Here is an 18,679-nt window from a genome sequence, read left to right on the forward strand (position 1 = left end):
GTCGAGCGCGCGATGACCATCCGGGCCGGGGGCGTGCCCTCCGGCACCGCCGCGCGGGGCAGGCGGCAGGGCCGCCTCATGCCGACGCTGGCGCTGCTCCTGGGGCTGCTGTGCGTCGCAGTGTGCATGCTGCTGCTGTTCGGCCCGATGTACGAGGAGTATGCGAACCCTGGTTTCCTGGTGGCGGGTGCCGCATACGCTGCATTGGCTCCCGTCCTGCCGTGGTGGATCTACGTGCTCCTGATGGAGCGCTTCACCGTGGTCGCGCTCATCATCCTGCTGCTCGTTCTCGCGGTGCTGCCCTGGGGGATCGCAAGGTTCCGGCAACGTGCCTCCCGCAGCCGGCCCTCCTCGACAGCACCCCCTGCCTGGACTTCCACGTCCTCCTGGTCGAGCGGGGGCTCGTCGGCACTGAGCGGCGGGATCTCCTGGCAGGTCACCCGCACGCAGCGCTCCTCGTCCGTGACCTTCGGTGACGACGACCTCCTCGTATCCGACGACGGCGCGGGCGCAGGTGAGGGACTGATGAGCGTCCAGGACCTGAAAGCCATGGCCGGCGCCGCAGGCATCCCCTGGAAGTCCGTCTACGAGACCGAGGGCGGTGCCCGTGCACTCCTGGAGATCCTCCGGGCGCTGCATGCCGGTCCGTCCACGCGGTCCAGCTCGGACTCCACGCGGTGCTCCGCCGCAGAACCGCGCACCGAGGACGCGCCGGCCACGCAGGACGCGTTCGCCTCGTCGAGCGACCCGAGTGACCCGAGTGATCCGAGGGACCCGAGCGACGCGAGTGACGTGGGGCTGGAGCAGTCCACGTCGGCTGCAGAGCAGCCGGCGTTCAGCGCCGGACAGCCGGTGTTCGCCGCTGAGCAGCCGCCGTTCCCCGCTGCCCAGCCGTCACCGACGGCGGGGACGCGCTCGTCGGCTGACGGGTCGATGTCGCACGACGCTTCGGGTTCGAGCATCTGGAGCAGCGGATTCACCGCCTCCTCGGGGTCGGTCTACACGCCGACCTCCCTCTACGACTCCGTTCGGGCGGAGCACGAGATCTTGGGCGACGACGACCAGGACCAGGGCGAGGAGGTGAGCCGATGAGCGACCGCGCCGAGAACGTCCGCGCGGCCGGTGACGGCGCGGGACGGATCCTGCGCCCCTGGCGGCTCGTGATCGCGCTCGTGCTGGCCGTCGCGGCCTCTCTGTGGGTCTACGACGGCTACACCGGGGTGCTCCACAGCTGGTCGCAGTTCAGGTACGCACAATATTTCGTGTTCGATCCGGCCAGCGGATTCCCCAGCCTCGTGCTGGCGCTCTTCGTCCTGTCCGCTGTGCCCGGGATGCTCGTCCGGCTGGGCAGCCGTCGGCGCATTCAGGAGACACGCACCCGGACACCCTCCGGAGCATCATCAGGTGGACCTGGGGCCTCGACGATGGATGAGGAGCTGCTGCGTGTGCCGTCGACGGAGCTCTCCGAATTGGGCGCCGAGCACCGCTGGCAGATGGCCCAGGCGCTCGGCATCCCGTGGCGTGATGAGCTGATCGTCGACGCTCAGGGGTGGGCCGCTGCATGCTGCGAGGCGGCAGAGCGTGAGGCCGACGGGCTTCGTCAGTGATCGGACTCTGCGATGCCTCCGCACAGATCCGCGGATGCCGAACGACGCAGAGAGGAACCTCGGGAGAGGGGTGGGGCAGTGGATCTCGTCTGGATGGTGTTGCTCGGAGTCGTCCTCGTCGTGGTGGGCACGCGGACAGGCTCGCGGAAGCGCTCCAAGAATCGTCGGGACCGCTCCCCGTCGACTGACGGGACACGGCAGGACTCCTGGCCGACGCCGGGGCGCACCACGGTGACGATGCGTCGTAAGGTCGAGCCGTGGCGACCCAAGGGCCGCGCGCAAGCGTCGACCCAGAAGAGCGCGGAACCTCCGCAGAACCCGGAGTCCCCGCTGAGCCCGGAACTCCCACAGAGCCCGGGGTCCCCGCTGGGAGCGGAGCCCCCGCTGAGCCCGGCGAGCACGATCGGCGCGGCGACGACGCCTGATCAGGCAGCCCCGGAGACGCGGATGGACCAGGAGCCGGCTCCCTCGCAGGCCCCGTCGGCAGCGATGGAGCCGGCCGAGACGGAGCCGGCCGAGAGGGAACCGGACGCCGCGGCGGACGAGGCCTCGCCTGCGCTGCCGACGGTGCCCGCGGAACCGGACCGGATGGACAGCGTCGGTCAACCGGACGGCGCCGAGGTGTCGAGCGAAGCAGAGGTGTCGAACGGTGCCGAGCTGCCGGATGGCCCGGAACTGACGGATACCCCGGAACTGACGGATATCTCTGACCCGCAGACGCCCGCGTACGAGACGGAGCTCCCGGAGGCCTGGGCCTCGCTGACCACCCCTGCCGTGTTCTCTGGGAGCTCTGCGGTCTACACCCCGACGAGCGTCTACCGGAGTGGCTTCTCGCTGACCGCGGACTCCGCGGACCCTCCGGAGGATCAGGACCCTCAGGAGGGTCAGTGGGGTCAGGAGGGTCAGGACGAACAGGCCCCGCAGGAGCGTCAGGACGAACAGGGCCCTCGGGGGGAACAGAACCCTTAGGGCGGTCCGGACGATAGGGGTCCGCGGTCGACCTCACGGGACGAGCAGGCGCCCGCCCCCTGAGGATGACCGCGGAGCCCGGGCCCTCGGGGACGCTCGGCGTCAGGACCGCACGCGCGCGATGATCCCCCAGACCAGCAGTGCGATCGCGAGCAGGCCCAGCACGATCGGGATCACCAGGCCGATGACGAGGGCGATGAGGGTGCCGCCCACTCCGACCTCACCGATCGCGACGTCGCCGGCTCCAGCGCAGGTGATGGTGACCTCCTGATCGGAGGTGACGTCCAGTTGACCCACCGGCGTGTACTCCGTGCCGTCGACGGTCGCTGTCAGGGTGGTGACCTCGGGCTCCCAGTTGACTCCCGCACCGTCCTCGACCGTGCATGACGCCGAGTTCGCCTCGGTCGTGGGGACGTACACGAAGTGCAGCGAGGACGACGAGGCGTCGAACGTGACGGAATCGCTTCCGGACGGCACCGGGGTCACGGAGAGCATCGCGATCATCATGACGACGACACCGGCGAGAATGGGCATCACGAGCAGGCCGATGCCGTTGGCGATGATGCCCAGGCTGCCGAAGATGATCCGCTTCAGGCCCCGCTTCCTGCGCGGCTCGTAGTAGGTGCCGTAAGGCTGCTGGTACGCCATCAGTTCCCCCTGGGTACGCCGTAGATGATCCCCACAGAATACGGGCTGGAGCGCTCTCGCGAGACGGGGAGGACTACCCATGGCCGGACGGTGCCGGGACCAGAGCGGCCACTGTCGGCACAGCGGGCTGCCGCACTTGTTTACGGACCGAAGGTGTTGCATAATTCATTCGGACGAGACCTGTCGTGCGGTCGCGCCGCTGACGCACCGCGGCTCGTCGGCAGCGGATTCGGGCGGCGCCGATGCCGGTTTCGGTGAGGGCGATGGTGGTGGCCGGCGGCCCGAGGACTGCCGGTCGACGTCGCCTGCGGCGATGAGGTCATTCGGATCCTGAGACGCCTCTTGTCACCGCAGCGACCGCACCCCATACTCGATCTGACACAGCGTCAGGAAAATGGGTTCGGGTAGATGTTCGGCGACGATCCGACGATCCGACGATCCGACGATCCGACGGTCCGACGGCTCGACGGTTCACCGGTCCGACGGCCGGACAGTCTGCCGGACTCCGGCCCCGGATCGATCGCTCTCTTCCGGCGCACCATGCAGAACGAGGAGCGTCATATGGCCATCACCACGACAGCGGGGGAGAGCACTGCGGTGCAGGATCCGGCCACGAGTTTCTCGACCCTCCTTCGGGAGGCGACGCGCGAGGAGCACTCCGACGCGGAGAACAAGGGCTTCATCACCCGCCTGATGGGCGGCGAGCTGCTGGAGGAGGACTACTGGCGACTGCTCTCGCAGTATCTGCCGGTGTACGTGGCCCTCGAAGAGGCGATCTCCGCGGCCGCCGAGCACGACGCGCTCGCGGCCGCTTTCCACGATCCGCGCTTCGCTCGCGCCGCGGCGATCCGGGAGGACTTCGCACGACGCTTCGGTGAACACGACGGGATCGACGCGCCCCTGCCCGTGACGCAGCGGTACGCGGTGCGGATCCGTGAGGCGTCGGTTCCGCAGCTGCTCGCGCACCACTACCTGCGCTATCTCGGTGACCTCTCCGGGGGACAGGCGATCGGTGCTCTGGTCGCGCGCCACTACGGCGTGCCGCGCGAGCAGCTGACGATGTGGGACTTCAGCGACATCGACGCCCCCAAGCGGGTCAAGGACGCCTACCGGGCACAGTTGGACGAGATCGTGGATCCGCGGGTGCGCGAGGACTACCTGGACGAGGCGAAGCTCGGCTACCAGCTGGCAGGCGAGATGTTCCGCGCGCTGGACGCCTGAGCAGGTCTCGCCGCGCTCGCCCGGCGCGAGGGCATCCCGCGCACACGGGCCGGCCCCAGGCTCAATCCTCTCCGCGAGCGTCCTCTGCTCCGCGCGGGACGTCTCCGTCGCGTCTCTCGCGCGCGACCTCGGCAGCCTGCTGCGCGATGGACAGCTCCTCGTTCGTCGGCACGACCATCACGAGGGTTTTCGAGGCGGGCGTGGAGATCACCCGTGCCTCCTTGCTGCGCACCGCGTTCGCCTCGAGATCCAGCTCGATGCCGAGGTCCTCGAGGCCTGTCAGCACGCGCTCACGCACCATCGGCACGTTCTCGCCGATACCGGCGGTGAAGGTCAGGACGTCCAGGCCGCCGAGCACGAAGGTGTAGGAGCCGAGGTACTTGCGCAGGCGATGCACGTAGACGTCCATGGCGAGGATCGCGGCCTCGTCGCCGTCCTCGACGGCGGCGGTGATATCGCGGAAATCGCTCATCCCGCACATCCCGATCATCCCCGAGCGCTTGTTGAGGATGTCGTCGATCTCAGGAGCGTCGAGCCCCGCCCGGCGATGCAGATGCAGGTAGATCGTGGGATCGATGTCGCCGGTGCGCGTGCCCATCACGAGCCCCTCGAGCGGGGTGAGCCCCATCGAGGTCTCCACCGCCTGCTCACCGAGCACTGCGGAGGCGGACGCGCCGTTGCCCAGGTGCATGACGATCTGGCGCAGGCTCGACACGTCGCGGCCCTCGGCCGCCAGCCGATCGGAGACCGTGCGGGAGATGTACTGATGGCTGGTGCCGTGCGCTCCGTAGCGACGCACCCTGTACTCCCGGGCGACCTCGCGGTTCAGGGCGTAGTTCGCGGCGGCCTCGGGCAGCGCGGTGAAGAACGCGGTGTCGAAGACGGCGATGTGCGGGACGTCGGGCAGCAGCGCCTTCGCCCCGTCGATGCCGTCGACCGCCGCGTAGTTGTGCAGGGGCGCGAGCTTGCCGAGGTCGTGGATGTCCCAGCGCACCTGCTCATCGATCAGGACCGGGGAGGAGTAACGGGCTCCGCCCTGAACCACCCGGTGGCCGACGGCGCGGATCCGGTCATCGGCGAAGGAGAGCCCGACGTCGGTGAACAGGGACTGCACGATCGTCATCGCCTGCCCGTGGTCGGGGACGTCCCCCTCGAAGCTCGATTCCTGCTGGCCCGCGGTGAGGGAGGCGACGCCGCGCTCGAGGCCGATGCGCTCGACGATCCCGGAGGCGTCGACCGTGCCCGTCTCGGGGTCCAGCAGCTGGAATTTCAGCGACGAGGAACCGGAATTGATGACGAGGACGCGGGCCTCTGCGGCGGGATCGGTCATGGGCGTGTCAGCTCCTGGGCAGTGGGATCAGAGGGCGGAGGCGGTGCCGGCACCGGGCGACGGCTCCGCCTGGGCCTGGATGGCGGTGATGACCACCGTGTTGATGATGTCCTCGACGAGGGCCCCACGAGAGAGGTCGTTGACCGGCTTGTTCAGTCCCTGCAGGACTGGCCCGATGGCGATCGCCCCGGCGGAGCGCTGCACCGCCTTGTACGTGTTGTTGCCGGTGTTCAGATCAGGGAAGACGAACACCGTGGCGCGGCCGGCGACCGAGGAGTCCGGCAGCTTGGTCTTGGCGACCGAGGCGTCCACGGCGGCGTCGTACTGGATCGGTCCCTCGACGTCGAGGTCGGGATTCTCCGTGCGCACCAGGCCGGTGGCCTCGCGCACCTTGTCCACGTCGGCCCCGGTGCCGGAGGTGCCGGTGGAGTACGAGAGCATCGCGATCCGCGGGCTGATGCCGAACTGCTCGGCGGTCGCGGCGGACTGCGCGGCGATGTCCGCGAGCTGCTCGGCGGTGGGATCGGGGTTCACGGCGCAGTCGCCGTAGACCAGCACACGGTCCTCGAGCGCCATGAGGAACACCGAGGAGACGATCTTCGCGCCGGGCTTGGTCTTGATGATCTCGAAGGAGGGGCGGATGGTGTGCGCCGTGGAGTGCGCCGCGCCGGAGACCATCCCGTCGGCCTCGCCCATCTGCACCATCATCGTGCCGAAGTAGGAGACGTCCTGGATCCTCTCGCGGGCCTGCTCCAGGGTGACGCCCTTCTTCGCCCGCAGCCGGGCGTACTCCGCCGCATACCGGGACAGGTGCTCCTCGGACTGCGGCGAGACGATCTCCGCCTCGGAGATGTCGTGTCCCAGCTGGGCAGCCCTCGCCCGGATCTGGTTCTCCTCACCCAGCAGGATGAGGTCGGCCACGCCCCGCGCGAGGATCGATTCCGCGGCGGCGATGATGCGGGGGTCCTCGCCCTCGGGCAGCACGATCGTCTTCTTCTCGCCGCGGGCGCGCGCCAGCAGCTCGAACTCGAACATCATCGGGGTGACGACCTCGCTGCGGCTCACCTCGAGCGCCGCCAGCACGTCGGCCGTGGGGAGGTGCTCGGCGACCGCACGACGGGCGGCGTCCATCTTCTGGGGGCTGTCGGCGCTCAAACGCCCGCGGGTGCTAGCCACCTTCACCGCGGTGTCGAACGTGGACAGGTCCGACGCGATGATCGGAAGGTCCTGCTGCACGCCGGAGATGAGTCGGCTCACCTCGCCGGGGACGTCGTAGCCGCCGGTCAGCACGATCGACGAGAGCGCCGGGAAGGTGCCGGACTGCTGCGCCATGATCAGGCCCGGCAGCAGGTCGTAACGGTCGCCCGGAGCGATCACCGTGCAGTTCTCGGTGAGGCGGCTGAGCACATTGGGCAGGCTCATTGCGGCGATCACGGTGCCGATCGCCACACGGCCCATCCATTCCGGGTTGCCCTGCAGGAGAGAGCCTCCGACGGCGTCGTGGACCTCCTGCACGGTCGGGGCCATGATCACGGGGTTCTCCGGGATCACGGAGACGAGCGCGCCCTCGACCCTCGCTGCAGTCGCCTCGCGCACCTCCTCCAGGGCATCGAGGGGGGCACGGTTGACCACGACGGCGATCGGGGTGGCGTGGTGCGCGGTGAACTGGCCGACGGACACTGCGGTGAGGGAGGCGATCTGCTCGGGGGTGCGATCCAGGCCGGAGACGACCAGCACCACCGGGGCCCCCATGTTCGCTGCGACCTCCGCGTTGAAGGTCAGCTCCGTGGGATTGGCGAGATCGTCGTAGTCGCTGCCGAGCACCACGAGCATCGAGTAGCGCTCGGTGAGGTCGCGGTAATGGCTGAGGATGCGCTCATGGGCGGTGTCCGGATCGGAGAGCAGCAGCTGGTGATCCACGCCGATCGCGTCGTCGTACTCCTGGTCGACGGCCGGATGGCTCGTCAGCAGGTCGACGGCATGATCGCGCGCGCGGTCGGCCTGCACGACGGGTCGATAGACGCCGACCCGGTCGGAGCGGGAGGCGAGCGCCTCGAGCAGACCGAAGGCCACCATCGACTTCCCGGTCGTCCCCTCGGGACTGGCGATATACACACTCTGAGTCACAGCAGCCAGCATAGGCGCGCTCGGCCGCCGACGGCGGGGACCTCCGCCCTCGGAGTCGGGACCCTCGGAGCCGGGCGGGGGCGGGAGTCTCGGCGGCCCCGCCGACGTCGCACAGATCTCCCTCCCCAGCCCCTGTTGTCTTAGCCGGGTCCCAGGTGCGACTCGTACGATGAGCCTCATGCTCCGCGTCGCCCTCCGTCCCCGATTCCTGGGCCTGCTCGCCCTGATGGTGGTGGCGACCCTCGTCTGCGGCCTGCTCGCAGGCTGGCAGTGGGACCGTGCTCACCGCGCGATCACCGACAAGGCGGACGGCCCCGCACAGCTCGGCGACATCGAGGACGTGCTCGGCGTCGGCGACGCGGTGACCAATGCGATCGTCGGGGACATCGTGACGGCGACCGGTGCTTTCACGGCGGACGACCAGGTCGTGGTGCCGGGGCGGTCCATCGACGGCGAGGACGCCGCGATCATCGTGGCCGCGCTCCACGTCGACCTCGACGACGGCACCGAAGCGCTCCTGCCGGTGGCCCGCGGCTGGGTCCGGGCCGACGAGGTCACCGGGGACGACGGGGAGATCGACGCCTCTCTCGCCCCACCGGTCCCCGACGGCCAGGTGCAGGTCACGGGCCGCCTCGAGGCCAGCGAATCCGCCGTCGGGGGAGTGGAGGACGGTGTCGTCGACGAGATCGCGACCCCGTTGCTCGTCAACGAGTGGGGTTCGCCGATGTATGCCGGATTCGTCGCCGTGACCGAGCCTGCCGACGGCATGCAGCCGATGCCCCCGGCGGAGTCCGCCTTCTCCAAGGGGCTGAATTGGCAGAACATCGGCTATTCCCTGCAGTGGGTGCTGTTCGGCGGTTTCTTCCTCTTCCTGTGGTGGCGGTCGGTGCGCACCGCCTATCTCGACGAGCTCGCCGAACAGCGTGAAGCCCTCGAGCGATCGGTCGCAGGCTCCGCCGAGCCCGGCTCAGCTGCGTCCTCGTCCTCGGCGACTTCCACCGATCCCTCCGTCGGCCCTGCCGTGTCCTCGGCGGCTGCTGACGATCCCTCTGTCGGCCCTGCCGTGTCGTCGGCGGCTGCTGACGATCCCTCCGTCGGCGCCACCACTGACGATCCCTCCGTCGGCGCCACCGCTGACGCTGCCGCGGCGTCCGCCGCCCCCACCGCCTCGGCCTCCGTGCAGGCCGGCTCGACCCTCGATAAGGACGTGTGACCCGTGCCCCCCTCTCGCCCCCTGGACGAAGTCGCCATTCGGACCTCTTTCGCCCGCTTCCGTGTGGCCTCCATCGTGGAAGGCATCGCACTGCTCGTGCTGGTGTCGATCATGATCATGCGTTATGTGGTGTTCGGCGGCGAGGCGATCTTCACCAGCACCTCCGACACCTGGGCACAGATCTCGAAGACCTGGTCCCCGATCCACGGCCTGATCTACATGATCTACGTGATCCTCAGCTTCGACCTGTGGGCGAAGATGCGCTGGGGCCTGCCCCGGATGGTGCTCCTGATGTTCTTCGGCGTGATCCCCGTGCTCTCGTTCTTCGGCGAGCGGTGGACGCACCAGTCGGTGGATGCCGACCTCAAGCGTCGCCCCACCCTCCAGGACAAGGCCCCGGACTCGGCGGACGGGGCCCCGGGCGTCTGAGCAGGCTCCTGAGGTGCGCGCCACCGGGATGCCTTCGACGGCCCCGCTCGAGAGCCTTCGACGCGCCACCCGGGATGCCTTCGGCTCCTCGCCGGGGCTGTCTCGCGGGCACGGTCCGGGATGCCGTGCCCGCGACGAGAGTTCTCCGCTCGGGCACGGGCGTGACGAGTATTGCGCTCCTCCCGGCCCCCAGGTGACGCATCCGGGCCGCGTGCGCCCGTAGACTCTGCATCGTGACCGACACCGACCAGCGCCCAGTCCTCGTCGTCGACTTCGGAGCGCAATACGCCCAGCTCATCGCTCGACGTGTCCGCGAGGCACGGGTCTACTCCGAGGTCGTGCCGCACACGATGCCGGTGGAGAAGATCCTCGCCAAGCAGCCACGCGCGATCATCCTCTCCGGCGGGCCCAGCTCCGTCTACGCCGATGGCGCCCCGCGCCTGGACCCGGCGATGCTCGAGGCCGGCGTGCCCGTGCTCGGGCTCTGCTACGGCTTCCAGTCGATGGCCGCCGCGTTGGACGGCACCGTCGCCCCGACGGGCGTGCGTGAATACGGCGCCACCCGACTCGAGGCCCTCGACGCCTCCTCGCAGCTGCTCAGCGCGCAGGACGTCGACCAGAACGTGTGGATGAGCCACGGCGACTCCGTGACCGCAGCCCCCGCGGGCTTCGACGTCATCGCCTCCTCGTCGGGCAGCCCCGTCGCCGCCTTCGAGAACCGGGAGAAGCAGCTCTACGGCGTGCAGTGGCATCCCGAGGTCGGCCACTCCGACCGCGGCCAGGAGGTGCTCGAGAACTTCCTGCGCCACGGCGCCGGTATCGCGCCCAGCTGGACCACCGGCAACGTCATCGAGGAGCAGGTCTCCCGGATCCGCGCCCAGGTGGGCGAGGGCGCCGCGATCTGCGGGCTCTCCGGCGGCGTCGATTCCGCGGTCGCCGCGGCCCTCGTGCAGCGCGCCATCGGCGATCGCCTCACCTGCGTCTACGTGAACCATGGCCTCATGCGCCAGGACGAGTCCGAGCAGATCGAGAAGGCCTTCGGGGAGTCCACCGGCGGCGCCAAGCTCATCATGGTCGATGCCGAGGAGCAGTTCCTCACCGCTCTGGCGGGTATCACCGATCCCGAGCAGAAGCGCAAGATCATCGGGCACGAGTTCATCCGCTCCTTCGAGAGCGCCCAGGAGGACATCCTGCGCGAGCGGGGCGTCATCGAGGGTGATCACGCCGAGGCCAAGGCCTTCCTGGTCCAGGGCACCCTGTACCCGGATGTCGTCGAGTCCGGCGGCGGCGAGGGCGCGGCCAACATCAAGAGCCACCACAACGTGGGCGGACTGCCCGAGGACCTCTCGTTCGAGCTGGTCGAGCCGCTGCGCGCCCTGTTCAAGGACGAGGTGCGCGCCGTCGGCTCGGAGCTGGGCCTGCCCGACGAGATCGTCTGGCGTCAGCCGTTCCCGGGCCCCGGTCTGGGCATCCGCATCATCGGCGAGGTCACCAAGGAGCGCCTGGACATCCTGCGCCACGCCGACGCCATCGCTCGCGCCGAGCTGACCGCCGCGGGCCTGGACCGCGACATCTGGCAGTGCCCGGTGGTGCTGCTGGCCGAGGTGCGCTCCGTGGGCGTGCAGGGAGACGGCCGCACCTACGGCCACCCCGTCGTGCTGCGACCCGTCACCAGTGACGACGCGATGACCGCCGACTGGGCCAAGGTGCCCTACGACGTGCTCAGCCGGATCTCGACGCGCATCACCAACGAGGTCAGGGAGATCAACCGCGTCACTCTCGACATCACGAGCAAGCCGCCGGGAACCATCGAGTGGGAATGATCGACCGGGCGTGACGGCCCGACCCGTCACGCTTTTGTGAGCTGGGGACCGATGTTNNAACATCGGTCCCCAGCTCACATTTCGTCTGGCGTGGCGGGCGTGGCGCGGCGCGGCCTGACGTGGTCTTCCCGATGTGGCTCGGCATGGCCTGGTGTGGCTCGGCATGGCCTGGTGTGCATGTGCAGCCCGTCCCGTCCCGGCCTGGCCCGGGTGCGTGTCTCGGGTACGTGGCGGAGAGAGCCGCGGGTGTCAGTCCCGCGGCGGCTCGAGCAGGCGCGAGGGGTGCGCGTCGGCCGACGAATGCCAGGACTGGGTGCGCTCGTAGGTCTCCCAGCCCATCGACTCGTACAGGCCGTCCGCGCCGGTGGGAGAGTCGTTGTCGACCTCGAGATCCACGTGGGTGCGGCCGCGCTCGGCGGCGTCCTGGGTCGCGGCGCGCAGCAGGGACTTCGCGATGCCGTGCCCGCGTGCGCTGCGGTGCACCCCGAGGTACTCCAGGTAAGTGCCCTCGCCGAGCGTCGGCGTCGCCGACATCCGCGCGGCGACCAGTCCGCCGGCGGGGAGCCACTGGCCCTCGCGCTCGACCTCCGCGATCCACCAGTGGTCCCAGGCGGCCTCGTCCGGGCTCTCGATGAGACGCTGGACGAACTCGGCGAAGGATTCCCGGTAGGAGTTGAAGTGATCGGCGAAGGACTCCTCCAGCATCCGGTGCACGGTCCGCACGTCCTGCGCGACGGGGAGCCCGGACTCATGGCGATGGACCGGACGCACGCGAGTGCCTGCGCGGGGCTCGCGAGTGGTGATCGCTTCGCCGGCGTTCACCGGCCGACGCATGTGCAGCCAGGTGCGCACCATGTCGTAGCCCGCGGCGGCGAGGAGACGGCTGCGATCGGTGTCCAGCTCGTTCGCATCGCAGGACAGCTGAGTGGAGCCGAGTCCCCGGTGGCGGGCGAAGGACCCGCCGACCTCGACGGCCCAGTCCAGCAGGGAGGCGGCGAGGGCATCGCGATCGGGGACCTCGGTGTCGACCACGAACTGCACGTTGGTGCGGCCCGAGGCACGGTCCTCGAGTGCGATCCAGGCGACCGGCGCGCGATCCGTGCTGGGGGAGCCGTCGTGCGCGGTGGGCACCACCACGACCTGGCGACGGGACCAGGACTTCAGTCCGACCATGCGCGAGCGCAGTCCGTCGGGATCAGCCGCCCCGTCAGGCGTATGGCGTCGGATGCCTGCCGTCACGAGCGCGGCGACTGGGTCGACGTCCCTCTCCAGAGGGAGACGCGAGGTGAACCGTCCCTCGAGGGCGGGCGGGATCGTGGGCGGGAAATGATCGACGAGGAGCACCGGTTCATGGTGCCACGTACGGGCCGGGCAGGGCAGGGAAAGCGGCTGGGAGGGAGAGAAGGGATGCAGGATCGAAAGGTTCGCGCTGTCGCTCCGGCAAGCAGAACGGCGGCTTCCACGCAGAACGATGGCTGCGGGTAGCGGGCGGCTGCCTCCGGAGACGGTTCCGCAAGGCCCGCGTTGTGGAGCCCGGCGCGTCCCGCAGCCCGACGGCGCGGGTGCCCCGGGGAACAGGCGGCCCGACGGTGTGGGCATCCCGGCGCGTCTGGCAGCCCGACGGTATGGGCACCCCGGCGAAACAGGCGGAGTGAGGCGTCCTCAACGCCTACTGCCCCCGGGTACTGAGGAGTAACGAGCATCCGACCGGCTCAGGGACAGAGGAGCCCCCACCGGTGGGTCGGTGGGGGCTGCTCCAAGAGCCCGAGAGCCCGAGCCCGGGCGCTCGACAGGCCCGGCGGGTGGTATCAGCGGTCGGAGGACTGCGCCAGGTGGTCGCCGTGGCCGCCGCCGTCGTACCCGCGGTCGCTGTCGTAGCCGCCCCGGCCGCCGCCGTCGTGGTTGCCATCGTCGTGGCCGGCCGGTGCCTCGCCGGAGGCGCCCACGGCCGCCAGCTCACCGGTGTGCGGGTGCGCTTCCTGGGACTCGCTGCCCGTGCCGGCGAAGTCCGCCGCGGCGTCCGAACCGGGCTGCACCGGGGTCTCCTCGACCGTGTGCAGGGTCTCGCGCAGAGGCACCTGCTTGATGAACAGCGAAAGCACCAGGGCGATGAGCACGAAGGGGAGCGCGGTCAGGAACACCATGTGCATGGCGTCCCCCATGCCCATCCGGATCGGCTCCACGAGGAAATCGGGGAGCTTCTCGAGAGCGGTCGGATCCAGCACGGCGCTCTCCAGGCCCGAGCTGTCCACCGACCCTCCGGACTGCTGGAGCGCAGTCATCTTCTCGGGCGGGATCTGCTCGAGCTGCGTCTGGATGGAGCTGGACATCTGCGCGGTCATCACGGTGCCGAGCACCGCGGTGCCGATGGTCGAGCCGATATTGCGGAAGAACTGGATCGCAGCGGTCGCGACGCCGAGCTCGCGCTGGGCGACGACGTTCTGCACCACCAGCGTGTACACCTGCATCGACAGACCGAGCCCCAGGCCGATGACGATCATCGCCATGGTCAGCTTCAGCTGGGAGTCGCCGTACTCCATGCGGGAGAGCAGCCAGTAGCCGGCCACCAGGACCGCGCCGCCCAGGACCAGGAACTCCTTGTAGCGACCGGTCTTGGAGATGAGCAGGCCCACCAGGATCGAGGTGACGATCATGGCGACGGACAGCGGGATGAGGATCGCGCCGGAGTTGGTGGCGGAGACGCCCATGACTCCCTGGGCGTAGACCGGGATGTAGATGATCGCGCCGAACATGGCCACGGCGATCGCGAAGGACGCGGCCACCGACAGTGCCACGATCGGGCGCATCAGCAGGTGCATCGGCAGCAGCGGTTCGGGGACCCGGGTCTCGATGATCACGAAGGCGATGAGGAACACTGCGGCGACCGCGTACATCCCGATGATCACCGGGGAGCTCCAGGCGTAGTCCCCGCCGCCCCACGTGGTGGCGAGCAGTGCGATGACCATGCCGGGGGTGAGGGTGAACATGCCCAGGAGGTCGACCTTGCCGTGCTGGGTCTCGGCGGTCAGGTGCAGGAACTTCAGGATGAACACGAAGGCGATCACGCCGACGGGGAGCATCATGTAGAACAGCCAGCGCCAGCCGAGGTGGTCGGTGACGGAGCCGCCGATGAGCGGGCCGACCACCGAGGTCACGCCGAAGACGGCGCCCATGATGCCCTGGTACTTGCCGCGCTGGCGCGGGGGGATGATGTCGCCGATGATCGTCTGGCTCAGCGGCATCAGAGTGCCCATGCCCAGGCCCTGCACGGCGCGCGCGAAGACCAGGAACCAGAAGTCCGTGGCCATGCCGGCCAGGATCGAGCCGAGCATGAAGATGGCGAGGCCGCCGAGGTAGAACCAGCGGCGCCCGTACAGGTCCGAGAGCTTGCCGACTATCGGGACCGCGACGGCGGAGACCAGCATCGCGGCCGTCGCGATCCAGCTGTAGTGCTCCACGCCGCCCAGCTCGGCGACGATGCGGGGCATCGCGGGGCCGACGATCGTCTGGGACATGGAGGCGACGAACATGCCGAGCATGAGGCCGACGAAGACCAGCTTGCCCTGACGATCCAGGCCGGTGAAGGGGGCAGGGGCGGCCGGGGCCGCGGTGGGGCCGGAGGCTGCGGCAGTGCCGGGAGGTGCTGCGGGGGTCGATGCTGTGCTCATGGAGCTCCTCGGAGGGCGATGGCGGATGGGCGGAGTGGTTCTCGGGCGGGAAGAACTCGTCCGACGGTCGCAGCGCATCCTTGAGCCTCGACCGGAACAGTCTAGCGACCTGTTACATCGACTGCACTATTTCAGCGAGTGCAATTTCTGTGATCCGTCGGACTTACGATGGAGGGGTGACTGACGCAGCGACACCCTCCATGCCCCCCGACCCGCTTCCGGGCAGTCCCGACGATCCCCCCGAGGACGGGTTGGGTCTGCGCGAGACCAAGAAGCGCCAGACCCGGATCGCGATGCACCGTGCAGCGGTCGAGCTCGTGGCCGAGCACGGCTTCACGCAGGTGACCGTCGAGATGATCGCGCGGAAGGCCGGGGTCTCCACCCGCACCTTCTTCAACCACTGGGTCACGAAGGATGCGGCCGTGCTGGGGGTGGTCCCCGGCGAAGCCGTGCAGCTCTCACAGCAGCTGAGGGCACAGCTCGAGGTGGCGAGCCCCCGCGACGCGCTCCGCGCGGTGCTGAGGGACGTGCTCGCCGGGATCCCCGCCGATCCGGAGCTGCGCGAGCTCAAGAAGCTCGTGATGACCAAGGAGCCGCACCTGCACACGATCTCCTCGGGAAATCTCATCGAGGTGCAGTCCGAGCTGGTCGAGGTGCTCAGCGAGGGGATGCTCGACGAGGGCATGGAGCCCGAGGACGCCCGCCTGTGCGCGGCGATCGTGGTGCAGGTGGGGTTCGCCCTGACCCGCAGCGCGTTCGGGCTCTCGATGACCCGGGGCCTGGATCTGCCCAGCGCGTACGACCGGGTCCTGGAGCTCTACGACGGCGGCCTCCGGGAGGTCTGAGTCCCGGTCGGTCCGGCCGCGCGGACTCGTCTCAGCGCACCAGGCGTCCGATGCCGCTGTCCCAGCCCCGTCCGTCGGCGAGGCGCTCCGCGACGACCTTCTCGAGCCGGGTGGTGCGCGGCAAGGTGGCCGCGTCGTACGGGGGACGCTCGTCGAAGACGAAGAACGCCGCGCCGTCGGGGTTCGGCGAGGTCGACAGGACTTCCCAGCGATCGACGAAGGCGCCGATGTTCGAGGACACGCCCAGCTCCTCGACCAGGGCGCGGTTGATCAGCCAGGAATCGCAGAAGAACTCCGTGCCGAAGCGTGGAGCGGACGGCGGGCGCTGCTCGTCGAGGTCCGCGTAGTGGTTCGTGAAGTAGGCGGTGGCGCGCTCGAAGGAGGCCTCCACCTCGTCAGGGGTGAGGGGCCCGCGGGCGGGGATGTGGGTCCCGACCGCCCAGCGCTCCAGCTCAGTGCCCGGGTCGACCCGATGGAGGTCGAACTGCAGACGTCCCAGGTGGACCAGTCGGCCCGCCCAGTTCAGCGCCGTCCAGCCGCGCTGGTGCAGCCCGAGGCGCCCGCTGGCACGACGGTGCACGCGCATCTGCTGGCCGAGGTCGGCGAGGACCTCCCAGGACAGCTCGGCGCCCAGTCCTCGAGCCTCGTGCCAGGTGCGCACGGTGCTCGTGCCCACGGCGAGGGCCAGGATCGCGATCAGGCCCTCGCCGGGCGCGAGGCGCTCCTGGAGGCGGTCGTGCGTCGAGGCGAGCTCCTCGAGGCGGACCTCGGGGACGTCCAGTCCGGCGCGAGCACGCAGCAGGTTCGCAGTGCGCGTGATCTCGGTGAGGATCTCCTCGTCCGCGACCGCTCGGGGCAGCAGGGGCAGCAGCTCCTCGCGGTCCCGGCCGGTGATCCCGAGCTGGTCGAGCAGGTCGGGGGCCGACGGTGCGATGAGCAGAGCGGCGACGTCGTCGGGGCCGAGCTCGTCGGCCGCCCGGACGGAGGTCGGCGGATCGCCGAGGTGGTCGGGGCGCGCGGCACGGCGATCTGTCATGGGGCCACCGTATCGCCTGTGCAGCGCTGACTGTGACCCGGGTCGCCCCTCGGCGCCCCGACGCCGTGGCCGGTCACCGCCCGCCCCGACACCGGAGGGGCGGGCGTCCGGCAGGGGCAGGACGGGTGCTGGGCAGGGGAAGGGTGTGTGGTCGCGAAACGGTGCGTTCCGACGCCACGAGGGGCCCCTCGTGGCGTCGCTCAGATGAGCTGCAGGGCTTACTTCTTGCCCTGGTTGGCGACGGCCTCGGCGGCGGCCTTCGCGGCGACCGGATCGAGGTAGCGGCCGCCCTTCTCGACGGGCTGGAAGTTCTCGTCGAGCTCGTACACCAGCGGCTGGCCGGTGGGGATGTTCAGCCCGGAGATCTCCTCGTCGGAGATGCCGTCGAGGTACTTCACCAGGGCGCGCAGCGAGTTGCCGTGGGCGGCGACGAGCACGACCTTGCCGGAGGTGAGGTCGGGCTTGATGCCCTCCTCCCAGTACGGCAGGAAGCGCTCGACGACGTCCTTGAGGCACTCCGCCTTCGGCAGCTGGTCGCCGAGGTCCGCGTACTGCGGATCCTGGTCCTGGCTGAACTCCGAGCCGAACTCGATCTCCGGCGGCGGGGTGTCGTAGGAGCGGCGCCAGGCCATGAACTGCTCTTCGCCGTACTTCTCGCGGATCTCGGATTTGTCCATGCCCTGGAGGGCGCCGTAGTGACGCTCGTTCAGGCGCCAGTCCCGCTTGACCGGGATCCAGTGACGGTCCGCAGCATCCAGGGAGAGGTTCGCGGTCATGATCGCGCGACGCTGCAGGGAGGTGTGCACGACGTCGGGGAGGATGCCGGCCTCCTTCATGAGGTCGCCGCCCTCCGTGGCCTCCTGTCGCCCCTTCTCCGTGAGGTGCACGTCCACCCAGCCGGTGAACAGGTTCTTCGCATTCCAGTCGCTCTCGCCATGGCGGAGCAGCACGAGTGTGTAGGTCATGCTCCCAGGGTACGCGGGGCTGCTGGGGCGCGCATGTCGTGCTCACAGCATCGACGTGCCCCGCTCATCTAGTCTCGGCTCCATGACCGCTCTCGCGCCCGGCCGCCTCACCGATGTCCCCGTCGTCCTCCTGGATCTTGACGGCACGATCGTCGATTCCGGGCCCGGGATCCTCGCAGCGCTCGCCCACGCCTTCGCCGAGTGCGGGGAGCCGCTGCCTTCCGAGCAGGTGCTGCGCACTTTCATCGGCCCGCCGTTGACGGAGTCCTTCGAAGGGACGCTGGGCCTCGCTCCGGAGCGCTCGGAGCAGCTGCGCCTGGCCTATTCGGCGCACTACCAGGAGCGCGGCCTGCTCTCCGCCGCGCCCTATGCCGGGATCCCTGAGCTGGTCCGTTCTCTCACGGCGCGGGGGCGCACGGTGGCCGTGGCGACCAACAAGCCCGAGACCACCGCCCGGCGCCTCCTCGCGCACCAAGGGCTGGACGGGGAGTTCGCGCTGATCGGCGGCACCGATCGGGCCACGGGCCGCGATGACAAGTCCGCGGTCATCGCCAGCGTCCTGGATCGGCTTGACCTCCGCTCGGCCGTCGCGGAGGCCGCCTCGCACGAGGTGCCCGCCGCCGTCATGATCGGGGACCGGCTGCACGACGCCGAGGGGGCTGCGGCGCACGGACTGCCCGCGGTGCTGGTCGGCTGGGGATACGGGGGAGAGGTCGAGCTGAGCGCCGGGCTGCCGGTCGCCCGGACCGTCGAGGAGCTCTCCGGAATGCTGCTGGGCTGAGAGCCCTGCGGGCGCTG

The 18,679-nt window shown here is 69.8% G+C and carries 16 protein-coding genes; 9 read left to right on the forward strand and 7 right to left on the reverse strand.

Annotation, left to right across the window (positions count from 1 at the left end):
• Positions 1 to 12: 12 nt before the first annotated feature.
• The 3 genes from CIK71_RS04250 to CIK71_RS17650 all read left to right on the forward strand — a co-directional run bounded on the left by CIK71_RS04250 (position 13) and on the right by CIK71_RS17650 (position 2,576).
• Positions 13 to 1,092: a hypothetical protein gene (locus CIK71_RS04250; RefSeq protein WP_096163927.1), complete on the forward strand. Its 1,080-nt coding sequence runs from the start codon at positions 13 to 15 to the stop codon at positions 1,090 to 1,092.
• Entirely contained in the window at positions 1,089 to 1,607 is a 519-nt protein-coding gene (locus CIK71_RS04255; RefSeq protein WP_096163928.1) for a hypothetical protein, read from the forward strand. The genes CIK71_RS04250 and CIK71_RS04255 overlap by 4 nt, the downstream gene beginning before the upstream one ends.
• A 93-nt stretch (positions 1,608 to 1,700) precedes the next feature.
• The gene (locus CIK71_RS17650; protein WP_176485537.1) at positions 1,701 to 2,576 is read left to right on the forward strand and encodes a hypothetical protein; all 876 of its coding nucleotides are present in this window, start codon (positions 1,701 to 1,703) and stop codon (positions 2,574 to 2,576) included.
• A gap of 102 nt (positions 2,577 to 2,678) precedes the next feature.
• Here the strand turns inward: CIK71_RS17650 and CIK71_RS04270 are convergent, their stop codons facing one another.
• Positions 2,679 to 3,224 (reverse strand): hypothetical protein, encoded by a 546-nt coding sequence (locus CIK71_RS04270; protein ID WP_096163930.1) that lies wholly within the window; start codon positions 3,222 to 3,224, stop codon positions 2,679 to 2,681.
• 561 nt (positions 3,225 to 3,785) lie between these two features.
• On the opposite strand from CIK71_RS04270, the gene CIK71_RS04275 reads away from it, so the two are divergent.
• A complete protein-coding gene (locus tag CIK71_RS04275; protein ID WP_096164231.1) occupies positions 3,786 to 4,445 on the forward strand; it encodes a biliverdin-producing heme oxygenase in 660 nt (219 codons plus the stop codon).
• Between the two features lie 61 nt (positions 4,446 to 4,506).
• On the opposite strand, the gene CIK71_RS04280 is transcribed toward CIK71_RS04275, so the two are convergent.
• Positions 4,507 to 5,775 carry an acetate/propionate family kinase gene (locus tag CIK71_RS04280; RefSeq protein WP_096163931.1) on the reverse strand — a complete coding sequence of 423 codons (1,269 nt, stop codon included), beginning with the start codon at positions 5,773 to 5,775 and terminating at the stop codon, positions 4,507 to 4,509.
• Between the two features lie 27 nt (positions 5,776 to 5,802).
• A complete protein-coding gene (gene pta, locus CIK71_RS04285) occupies positions 5,803 to 7,914 on the reverse strand; it encodes a phosphate acetyltransferase (RefSeq protein WP_176485538.1) in 2,112 nt (703 codons plus the stop codon).
• 166 nt (positions 7,915 to 8,080) lie between these two features.
• Between pta and CIK71_RS04290 the strand changes: the two genes are divergently transcribed.
• From CIK71_RS04290 to guaA, 3 genes are all read left to right on the forward strand, one after another.
• Complete coding sequence (locus CIK71_RS04290) at positions 8,081 to 9,115, forward strand: SURF1 family protein (RefSeq protein WP_176485539.1); 1,035 nt, start codon at positions 8,081 to 8,083, stop codon at positions 9,113 to 9,115.
• Positions 9,116 to 9,178: 63 nt separating this feature from the next.
• Positions 9,179 to 9,544 (forward strand): DUF3817 domain-containing protein, encoded by a 366-nt coding sequence (locus tag CIK71_RS04295; RefSeq protein WP_258775605.1) that lies wholly within the window; start codon positions 9,179 to 9,181, stop codon positions 9,542 to 9,544.
• 233 nt (positions 9,545 to 9,777) lie between these two features.
• Positions 9,778 to 11,367 carry a glutamine-hydrolyzing GMP synthase gene (gene guaA, locus CIK71_RS04300; protein ID WP_096163934.1) on the forward strand — a complete coding sequence of 530 codons (1,590 nt, stop codon included), beginning with the start codon at positions 9,778 to 9,780 and terminating at the stop codon, positions 11,365 to 11,367.
• A gap of 249 nt (positions 11,368 to 11,616) precedes the next feature.
• Here the strand turns inward: guaA and CIK71_RS04305 are convergent, their stop codons facing one another.
• Together CIK71_RS04305 and CIK71_RS04310 are read right to left on the reverse strand one after the other, a co-directional pair.
• Positions 11,617 to 12,711, reverse strand: coding sequence for a GNAT family N-acetyltransferase (locus CIK71_RS04305; protein ID WP_096163935.1), 1,095 nt, complete (start codon positions 12,709 to 12,711; stop codon positions 11,617 to 11,619).
• Positions 12,712 to 13,175: 464 nt separating this feature from the next.
• Complete coding sequence (locus CIK71_RS04310) at positions 13,176 to 15,035, reverse strand: MDR family MFS transporter (protein WP_096163936.1); 1,860 nt, start codon at positions 15,033 to 15,035, stop codon at positions 13,176 to 13,178.
• Positions 15,036 to 15,211: 176 nt separating this feature from the next.
• Between CIK71_RS04310 and CIK71_RS04315 the strand changes: the two genes are divergently transcribed.
• Entirely contained in the window at positions 15,212 to 15,880 is a 669-nt protein-coding gene (locus CIK71_RS04315) for a TetR/AcrR family transcriptional regulator (RefSeq protein WP_245857287.1), read from the forward strand.
• A 31-nt stretch (positions 15,881 to 15,911) separates the two neighbouring features.
• Here CIK71_RS04315 and CIK71_RS04320 read toward each other — a convergent pair whose 3' ends face one another.
• Complete coding sequence (locus CIK71_RS04320) at positions 15,912 to 16,916, reverse strand: acyltransferase domain-containing protein (RefSeq protein ID WP_096163938.1); 1,005 nt, start codon at positions 16,914 to 16,916, stop codon at positions 15,912 to 15,914.
• A gap of 218 nt (positions 16,917 to 17,134) precedes the next feature.
• Positions 17,135 to 17,881: a phosphoglyceromutase gene (locus CIK71_RS04325; RefSeq protein ID WP_096163939.1), complete on the reverse strand. Its 747-nt coding sequence runs from the start codon at positions 17,879 to 17,881 to the stop codon at positions 17,135 to 17,137.
• A gap of 82 nt (positions 17,882 to 17,963) precedes the next feature.
• Here CIK71_RS04325 and CIK71_RS04330 point away from each other — a divergent pair, with 82 nt between their 5' ends.
• On the forward strand, positions 17,964 to 18,662 hold the full coding sequence (locus CIK71_RS04330) for an HAD hydrolase-like protein (protein WP_096163940.1): 699 nt from the start codon (positions 17,964 to 17,966) through the stop codon (positions 18,660 to 18,662).
• The last annotated feature ends 17 nt before the right edge of the window (positions 18,663 to 18,679 follow it).

The organism is Brachybacterium alimentarium, from assembly GCF_002332425.1.
In the GTDB taxonomy this organism is placed as follows: domain Bacteria; phylum Actinomycetota; class Actinomycetes; order Actinomycetales; family Dermabacteraceae; genus Brachybacterium; species Brachybacterium alimentarium.

What these genes read in the sequence shown, in the direction of transcription:
- CIK71_RS04250 (WP_096163927.1), top strand. Translation starts at nt 13, where the DNA reads ATGACCATCCGGGCCGGGGGCGTGCCCTCCGGCACCGCCGCGCGGGGC.
- CIK71_RS04255 (WP_096163928.1), top strand. Translation starts at nt 1,089, where the DNA reads ATGAGCGACCGCGCCGAGAACGTCCGCGCGGCCGGTGACGGCGCGGGA.
- CIK71_RS17650 (WP_176485537.1), top strand. Translation starts at nt 1,701, where the DNA reads ATGGTGTTGCTCGGAGTCGTCCTCGTCGTGGTGGGCACGCGGACAGGC.
- CIK71_RS04270 (WP_096163930.1), bottom strand. Translation starts at nt 3,224, where the DNA reads ATGGCGTACCAGCAGCCTTACGGCACCTACTACGAGCCGCGCAGGAAG.
- CIK71_RS04275 (WP_096164231.1), top strand. Translation starts at nt 3,786, where the DNA reads ATGGCCATCACCACGACAGCGGGGGAGAGCACTGCGGTGCAGGATCCG.
- CIK71_RS04280 (WP_096163931.1), bottom strand. Translation starts at nt 5,775, where the DNA reads ATGACCGATCCCGCCGCAGAGGCCCGCGTCCTCGTCATCAATTCCGGT.
- pta (WP_176485538.1), bottom strand. Translation starts at nt 7,914, where the DNA reads ATGCTGGCTGCTGTGACTCAGAGTGTGTATATCGCCAGTCCCGAGGGG.
- CIK71_RS04290 (WP_176485539.1), top strand. Translation starts at nt 8,081, where the DNA reads ATGCTCCGCGTCGCCCTCCGTCCCCGATTCCTGGGCCTGCTCGCCCTG.
- CIK71_RS04310 (WP_096163936.1), bottom strand. Translation starts at nt 15,035, where the DNA reads ATGAGCACAGCATCGACCCCCGCAGCACCTCCCGGCACTGCCGCAGCC.
- CIK71_RS04320 (WP_096163938.1), bottom strand. Translation starts at nt 16,916, where the DNA reads ATGACAGATCGCCGTGCCGCGCGCCCCGACCACCTCGGCGATCCGCCG.
- CIK71_RS04325 (WP_096163939.1), bottom strand. Translation starts at nt 17,881, where the DNA reads ATGACCTACACACTCGTGCTGCTCCGCCATGGCGAGAGCGACTGGAAT.
- CIK71_RS04330 (WP_096163940.1), top strand. Translation starts at nt 17,964, where the DNA reads ATGACCGCTCTCGCGCCCGGCCGCCTCACCGATGTCCCCGTCGTCCTC.